Origin of the sequence: Mycobacterium sp. (genome assembly GCF_035653355.1) — a bacterium.
Lineage (GTDB): Bacteria > Actinomycetota > Actinomycetes > Mycobacteriales > Mycobacteriaceae > Mycobacterium.
Genome location: NZ_DASRBZ010000513.1, coordinates 1 through 7,267 on the forward strand (window position 1 = coordinate 1; position 7,267 = coordinate 7,267).

General features: G+C 66.4%; 7 protein-coding genes and 1 pseudogene. 6 read left to right on the forward strand and 2 right to left on the reverse strand.

Annotated elements, in window-relative coordinates; translation table 11 throughout:
• From VFA16_RS17635 to VFA16_RS17660, 6 genes and pseudogenes are all read left to right on the forward strand, one after another.
• A pseudogene (locus VFA16_RS17635) lies at window positions 1–700 on the forward strand (nucleoside triphosphate pyrophosphohydrolase); the annotation flags it as partial.
• A 297-nt stretch (window positions 701–997) separates the two neighbouring features.
• A complete protein-coding gene (locus VFA16_RS17640; protein ID WP_324969059.1) occupies window positions 998–1,729 on the forward strand; it encodes a lytic transglycosylase domain-containing protein in 732 nt (243 codons plus the stop codon).
• A gap of 83 nt (window positions 1,730–1,812) precedes the next feature.
• Window positions 1,813–3,102, forward strand: coding sequence for a phosphopyruvate hydratase (eno, locus tag VFA16_RS17645; protein ID WP_324969060.1), 1,290 nt, complete (start codon window positions 1,813–1,815; stop codon window positions 3,100–3,102).
• 15 nt (window positions 3,103–3,117) lie between these two features.
• Entirely contained in the window at window positions 3,118–3,783 is a 666-nt protein-coding gene (locus VFA16_RS17650) for a septum formation initiator family protein (protein WP_324969061.1), read from the forward strand.
• Complete coding sequence (locus tag VFA16_RS17655; protein WP_324969062.1) at window positions 3,776–4,279, forward strand: DUF501 domain-containing protein; 504 nt, start codon at window positions 3,776–3,778, stop codon at window positions 4,277–4,279. Before VFA16_RS17650 ends, VFA16_RS17655 begins: the two co-directional genes overlap by 8 nt.
• Entirely contained in the window at window positions 4,270–5,214 is a 945-nt protein-coding gene (locus VFA16_RS17660) for a Ppx/GppA phosphatase family protein (RefSeq protein ID WP_324969063.1), read from the forward strand. The genes VFA16_RS17655 and VFA16_RS17660 overlap by 10 nt, the downstream gene beginning before the upstream one ends.
• A gap of 23 nt (window positions 5,215–5,237) precedes the next feature.
• Here the strand turns inward: VFA16_RS17660 and VFA16_RS17665 are convergent, their stop codons facing one another.
• Together VFA16_RS17665 and VFA16_RS17670 are read right to left on the reverse strand one after the other, a co-directional pair.
• Window positions 5,238–6,671, reverse strand: coding sequence for a PPE family protein, SVP subgroup (locus VFA16_RS17665; protein ID WP_324969064.1), 1,434 nt, complete (start codon window positions 6,669–6,671; stop codon window positions 5,238–5,240).
• A gap of 43 nt (window positions 6,672–6,714) precedes the next feature.
• A partial coding sequence (locus tag VFA16_RS17670; protein WP_324969065.1) for a PPE family protein, SVP subgroup occupies window positions 6,715–7,267 on the reverse strand: 553 nt, incomplete at its 5' end.

Here is a 7,267-nt window from a genome sequence, read left to right on the forward strand (position 1 = left end):
CACCATCGACGACGTTGCCGATGCCCTGGTGCGAAAGCTGGGCAATCGCGTGCCGGGAGTGCTTGCCGGTAAGGAGATCTCGCTCGACGAGCAATTGGCTCAGTGGAAAGAACGCAAGGCGAGTGAGAAGTCGCGGAACTCGGTGCTAGACGACGTTCCTACCGCCCAGCCAGCATTGGCATTGGCCCAGAAAGTGATCCAACGCGTCCATAACGCGGGCCTGCCGGCCGACCTGATCCCTGAGTCCATTACGTCAATCACCGTGACAGCAGACAGCGATGCAGAAAATGCTTTGCGCTCAGCAGTTTTGGAGTTCATGGATACGGTCCGCGACACCGAAAAGGCGATCGCCGCCTGTCGACGCGGAGACGACATTCCCGAGGAGCTCGACGTCACTCCGCTCGGTGTCGTGACCGAAGAAGAGTGGCGCGCTTACTGGCCTCCTGTGCCCGGCGAGCCAATTATCGAGGAGTCCGCCGAGGAGCTGACTGCCTCGCCCGACGAGCCGGCCGCCGAGCCCGCCGGGGCCGTCGAAGTCGAATCCGACGAAGCCGCCGAACCGGAAGCCGAAGCCTCGACCGACCAATCCGCAACGGAGGACGAGCAGCCGGCAGCTGACCCACCCCAACCGGCGGCTGTGGCGGTGGAGGAAGCGGTAGGTGACGGCCAGGGCGATCAATCCGGCACTGAGCCGCAGTAAGACCTGCCGCGCCGGGTGTCGGGCCGTTTTGCGCAGCGTTCGGCAGTGACCGTGCAGCCACCGCGGTAATGATTGCTAGCTTTACGTCCAGCGGGGTCAGGTGCGCGCTGAATTCAAAGCTCGGGATTAGCAGGTGATTACGCCGTGCATTGAATTCTGGGTTGCTGTGCGTCGTCGTGGTTAACCCATCGGCCGCTGCAAGGCGACGATGTTTGCGCGCATTGGCGGGCGGTAGAGGTCTACTACGCCAAGTCACATGGGACGATGGTCGTGACCGCGAGTGGCTGAGGGAGTTCTGTGTCGCCGGTGCGTTGGCTGCGGGCGGCCGCCGTAGTGGGGGCGGCGGCGTTGCTCTTAGCGTCGAGTTGTACGTGGCAGCTCGGCACCTATATCCCCAAAGGAGTGCCACCGCCGGCAGGAGATCCGGTGCCGCCGGTGAACACGCATGCCAAGGGCCGGCCTGCCGATCAGTTGCATGGCTGGGCGCTGGCGCGCAGTGAGGCACTGAAAATTCCGGTTGTTGCGCTGGAAGCCTACGCCTACGCTGCGCGCGTCGCCGAGGTCGAAAACCCGAACTGCCGTATATCGTGGACGACTTTGGCCGGGATCGGTGAAGTGGAGAGTCACCACGGCACCTACCACAATGCGACGATAGGCCCCAATGGCGATGTGCGCCCGCCCATTCGGGGTGTGCGCTTGGACGGCAGCGGCGGCACATTGCACATCGTCGACACCGATGCAGGGGGCCTCGCCGACGACGACGGCACGGTTCGGGCAATGGGGCCGATGCAGTTCATCCCTGAGACGTGGCGGTTGTACGGCGTGGATGCCAACAATGACGGAATTGTCAGCGTCGACAACATCGACGACGCCGCGCTGTCGGCGGCCGGTTATCTATGTTGGCGCGGAAAGAATCTCGCGACGCCGAAAGGATGGATAACGGCGCTTCGGGCCTACAACGATTCCGACGTGTATGCGCGGGCCGTACGGGACTGGGCTACGGCCTATGCGTCGGGTCACCCACTGTGAATTACCTGGCTGGAGCACGCTCTAGGCTACTGCTGGTAGCGACGAACGCCGAGGCTCAGCCTTAACGACACAAGGAGAAGTCAGTGCCGATTATCGAGCAGGTCGGGGCCCGCGAGATCCTCGATTCGCGCGGCAACCCGACGGTCGAGGTTGAGGTCGCCCTGATCGACGGGACGTTCGCGCGGGCAGCGGTGCCATCCGGCGCGTCGACCGGTGAGCACGAGGCCGTGGAGCTGCGCGACGGCGGGGACCGCTACGGCGGCAAGGGGGTGAAGAAGGCGGTGCAGGCGGTGCTCGACGAGATCGCGCCCGCTGTGATCGGGCTCAACGCTGATGACCAGCGGCTGGTCGACCAGGCGCTGGTGGATCTGGACGGTACGCCGGACAAGTCGCGGCTGGGCGCCAACGCGATCCTCGGTGTCTCGCTTGCCGTCGCCAAGGCCGCCGCGGATTCCGCCGAACTGCCGCTGTTCCGCTATCTCGGCGGCCCGAACGCACACATCCTGCCGGTGCCGATGATGAATATCCTCAACGGCGGCGCCCACGCTGACACCGCGGTCGACGTGCAGGAGTTCATGGTGGCCCCGATCGGAGCGCCCAACTTCGCCGAGGCATTGCGCTGGGGCGCCGAGGTGTACCACGCGCTCAAGTCGGTGCTGAAAAAACAGGGCCTCAGCACCGGTTTGGGCGACGAGGGCGGCTTTGCCCCCGACGTGGCCGGCACCAAGGCGGCGCTGGATCTGATCAGCCTCGCCATCGAGTCCACCGGCCTGAAGCCAGGCGCCGACGTGGCGTTGGCGCTTGATGCCGCAGCCACCGAGTTCTTCGCCGAGGGCACCGGCTACAACTTCGAAAGCCAGACACTAACCGCGGCACAGATGACCGATTTCTACTCGGAGCTACTCGGCACCTATCCGTTGGTATCTATCGAAGATCCGCTCGCCGAAGATGATTGGGACGGCTGGGCAGCGCTCACCACCACGATCGGTGACCGTGTGCAAATCGTCGGCGACGACATCTTCGTCACCAATCCCGAACGGCTCGAAGACGGTATCGAGAAGAACGTCGCAAATGCCTTGCTGGTCAAGGTAAATCAGATCGGGACGTTGACCGAAACACTCGACGCGGTGGCGCTGGCGCACCACAGCGGTTACCGGACGATGATGAGCCACCGCAGCGGCGAAACCGAGGACACCACGATCGCCGACCTCGCAGTGGCGGTCGGCTGCGGCCAGATCAAGACCGGCGCACCGGCCCGCAGTGAGCGCGTCGCCAAATACAACCAGCTGCTGCGGATCGAGGAGGCGCTCGGCGACGCCGCCCGCTACGCCGGCGACCTGGCGTTCCCCCGATACGTGCCGGAAGCCAAGTAGCCGGCTTCGACCTCGATGTCCGAAGGGAAGCGGCCCGATCCCAAGCGACGGTCTCCGGCCTCGCGGCCGGGCCGACCCCGCGATTCGGTGCCGAGCCCTCGGCGGAAGTCGCCGGGTTCGCCTCGCGGTCGCGGTGAGTCCCGGGCAGTGCCGGAGCCGGTCGCAGAGCCCATCAAGCGGTCGATCATCGAGTCGGCTGAGCAGCGCTCCGAGCAGCGGCTGGGCTTTACCGCGCGGCGGGCGGCGGTGCTGGCCGCCGTGGTGTGCGTGTTGACGCTGACGATCGCCGGTCCGGTACGTACCTATTTCGCGCAGCGCACCGAGATGAATCAGTTGGCAGCCACCGAGGCCGCGCTGCGTCGGCAGATCGCCGAGCTCGAGCAACAGAAGGTCAAGCTGTCCGACCCGGCGTACATCGCGGCGCAGGCCCGTGAGCGCCTCGGCTTCGTAAAGCCCGGCGACATTCCCTATCAGGTCCAGCTTCCACCGACGGAGCCGTCGCCCAGCGCGGCGGGACCGCAAACCGCGACAGCCGCTTCCAATCAGCCCTGGTACACGGCGCTGTGGCACACCATCGCCGACACCCCGCACGGTCCGCCCGCGCCGCCGCCACCGCCAGGCCCTGCCCAGGTCCCGTCGCCGGGCTCCGCGCCGCCTAATCCGGTATCGCCCGGTGGTTGATCGTGCCGACCTGGAGGCGATTGCGCGGCAGCTTGGCCGCGAGCCCCGTGGGGTACTGGAGATCGCTTATCGTTGTCCCAATGGTGAGCCAGGTGTGGTGAAGACAGCGCCGAAACTTCCTGGCGGAACGCCGTTTCCGACGCTGTATTACCTCACGCACCCGGTGCTGACGGCCGCCGTCGGCCGGCTGGAATCGACAGGGCTGATGCGGCAGATGACCGAGCGGCTGCACCAGGACCCCGAATTGGCCGCCGCCTACCGGCGAGCCCACGAGTCATACCTGGCAGAGCGCGATGCGATCGAGCCGCTGGGAACGACGGTTTCGGCCGGCGGTATGCCTGACCGGGTGAAGTGCCTGCATGTTTTGGTGGCGCATTCGTTGGCCAAGGGCCGCGGGGTCAATCCGCTCGGCGACGAGGCGCTGGCAATACTGTCCACCGACCCCCGCCTTAATTTGGAGAAGGCCGGCATCTTGGCGCCGGAGCAGTGGGCATGACGCGCGTTGCTGCAATCGACTGCGGCACCAACTCGATTCGGTTGTTGATCGCCGACGTGGTCGATGGGCACCTGCGTGACGTACACCGCGAGATGCGGATTGTGCGGCTGGGTCAAGGAGTCGACGCGACCGGCGCGTTTGTGCCCGAGGCGCTGGAGCGTACCCGCGGGGCGCTTGTCGACTATGTCGCTCTACTGAAGTCACACGATGTCGAGAGGGTGCGCATGGTCGCCACCTCGGCAGCCCGCGACGCCGCGAATCGTGATGTCTTCTTTTCGATGACCGCCGAGGTATTAGGTGCCGTGCTTCCGGGCGCGGTGGCCGAAGTAATCACCGGCGCGGAGGAAGCCGAACTGTCTTTTCGCGGAGCGGTCGATGAATTAGATCGCGCTGCTGGACCTTTCCTGGTGGTGGATTTGGGTGGCGGCTCCACCGAGATCGTGTTGGGCCACCGTGAGGTCGCGGCGAGCTTCTCGGCCGACATCGGCTGTGTCCGGCTGACCGAACGATGCCTGCACTCTGATCCGCCGACGCCTGCCGAGGTGGCGGCTGCCCGGGACGTAGTTCGTGAACGTCTCGGCGTGGCACTGCGTGCGGTCGCGGTCGAGGACGCTCGGACGTGGGTCGGGGTGGCCGGGACCATGACGACGCTAGCGGCCTTGGCCCAGGATATGGCGACGTATGACTCTGCAGCCATTCATCTTTCACGTGTTCGCCGGGAGAAATTGATGGCGGTCTGCGAGCAGTTGATCGGTATGACGCGGGAACAGCGCGCCGCGCTCGGGCCGATGCACGTCGGCCGGGCGGACGTGATTGGTGCGGGCGGAATCATCGTCGAGGAGCTGGCCGATGCGCTGCACCAACGCGCGGGCATCGAGGAGTTGGTGGTCAGCGAGCACGATATTCTCGACGGCATTGCGCTCTCGATCGCCTGACCCGCCCGCAGCATCGAGGCAACTCAGCGGCCGAGAAGCCGTTTTTTCTGCTCGGTGAATTCTTCGTCGGACATTCTTCCCTCGTCGCGGAGTTTGGCGATCTCGCGTATCTTCGCCGCGATGCCGGTCACCACCGTCCGTGGATTACTCTGCGACGCTTGGCTTTTACTGTCAGCCGCCGTACTGTCACCGGGAGTCGCCGCAGGTGTGGCACGCGCCGCGACACGCTCACCAGGTGCCGCTTTGCCGCGATCCGGGGCGCCGCCAGTGCCCAGGGTTCCGCCCATGGCGCTTCCAGTCATACCTGCTAAAGCCATGTCGCTGACCGCGCTTCCCGAGGCACCCGACACCCCTTCCGCGGCAGCCGCTGTGCCTGCGCCCGTGCTGGTGGTCGGCAATGCCAGCGCTACCGGCCGCACCGCCGGTGTCGAGATGGTCCACGTCGGCGGCACCGACAACGCCCCGACCCTGTTCGCCTCGCCCAGGCCCGCCGACACCGACGACGTCGGCGCCGCCGCCAGCGGGCCAGGGTGCGTGATAATCGCCGGGAATTCCGTCGGAGGCGCCGATCCTGTGCCGGGCCAAGGCTGTACCCCTGCCCAGCCGCTGACGATCGCATCCGCGTGCCACCCGGACAGAGCGCCTTCGACGCTGAAGGGAAGATCCACCGCGGTCAAGATAGCCATTGGTGTGACGACGCCAAGTGTTACCAATCCGCTGGGCGCGTTGACAAAGACTGAGATCAGGTTGGCCAGCGAGCTTAGCGGGTCCGGCGGATCTGCCGCGGCCGCTGGCGCCGCAGCGAAGCTCTGCAGTGCGCTGGGCACCGCGGAAAACGCTTGCTGGGCCGACGATACGGTGCTTTGCACATTGCCGGCGGCGGTGCCGGTGGCATGACCGACGGCGGCGGCTTGGGTCGCCGCACCGCTCGGATTGGCACTCGACGGTGGTGGGACAAAGGCCTGGAGCGCCGTCGCGGCTGCTGCCGAAGCCGCATAGCCGTACATGGCGGCGGCGTCCTGGGCCCACATCTCGATGTACTGAGCCTCCGTCGCCGCGATCGCCGACGCGTTCTGCCCCAACAGGTTTGTCGCCACCAGCTTCATCAACTGGGCTCGGTTGGCCGCGATCACCGGCGGCGGCACCGTGGATGCAAAGGCCTCCTCGTAGGCTGCCGCCGCCGCTTTAGCTTGAATGGCCGTCTGCTCCGCTTGCGCGGCAGTGACATTCAGCCACGCGACGTAGGAAGCGGCTGCGGTTGCCATCGACGCCGACGACGGGCCCAACCATGGCCCAGCGGTCAGTCCCGCGACCACCGACTTGTACGCGTTCGCCGCCGAATGCAGCTCGGCGGCCAGCCCGTCCCAGGCCTCGGCAGCCGCCACCATTGGTCCCGACCCGGGACCGGCATACATCCGACCGGAGTTGACCTCCGGCGGCAACATCGCGAAATCCATTGGAGCCCATCCTCATCGCCGCTGTTGTTTAAGGGCGGTGTGTTCAGCGCCCGAGCAGGCGGTTCTTCTGTTCGGTGTACTCCTCTTCGGTCAGAATCCCTTCGTCGCGGAGCCTGGCGAACTCGCGTAGCTCGGCGGCGACGCCAGTCACCACAGTTCGCGGTTGGCTCTCCGAGGCGTCAGCTTTGCCGTCACCTGCCGCGCTGTCACCGGTGGTCGCCGCGGGTTCACCGGTCGACGTCACCCGTTCGCCGGGAGTCGCCTTGCGATCCCGGCCGCCGCCGGTGCCGAGGGTTCCCGCCATGGCCCGCCCTGCCATACCGGCCAGCGCCATGTCGCTGAACGTGCTCCCCGAGGCACCTGTCACTCCCTCCGCAGCGGCCTCTGCCGCTGCAGTGACGCCGGTCCCGGGCAGGGCCGGTAGCGTCACCGCGACGGGACGTACCGCCGGTGTCGAGATGGTCCACGTCGGTGGCACCGACAACGCCCCGACCGTGTTCGCCTGGCCCAAACCCGCCGAGACTGCCGGCGCCGACGGCGCTATCGGGCCCGTGATAATCGCGGGAAACTCCGTTGGAGGCACCGTCCCTGTCCCC

Excerpts from the sequence above, each read along its gene's own strand:
- VFA16_RS17665 (WP_324969064.1), bottom strand. The coding sequence starts at position 6,671 with ATGGATTTCGCGATGTTGCCGCCGGAGGTCAACTCCGGTCGGATGTAT.
- VFA16_RS17650 (WP_324969061.1), top strand. The coding sequence starts at position 3,118 with ATGTCCGAAGGGAAGCGGCCCGATCCCAAGCGACGGTCTCCGGCCTCG.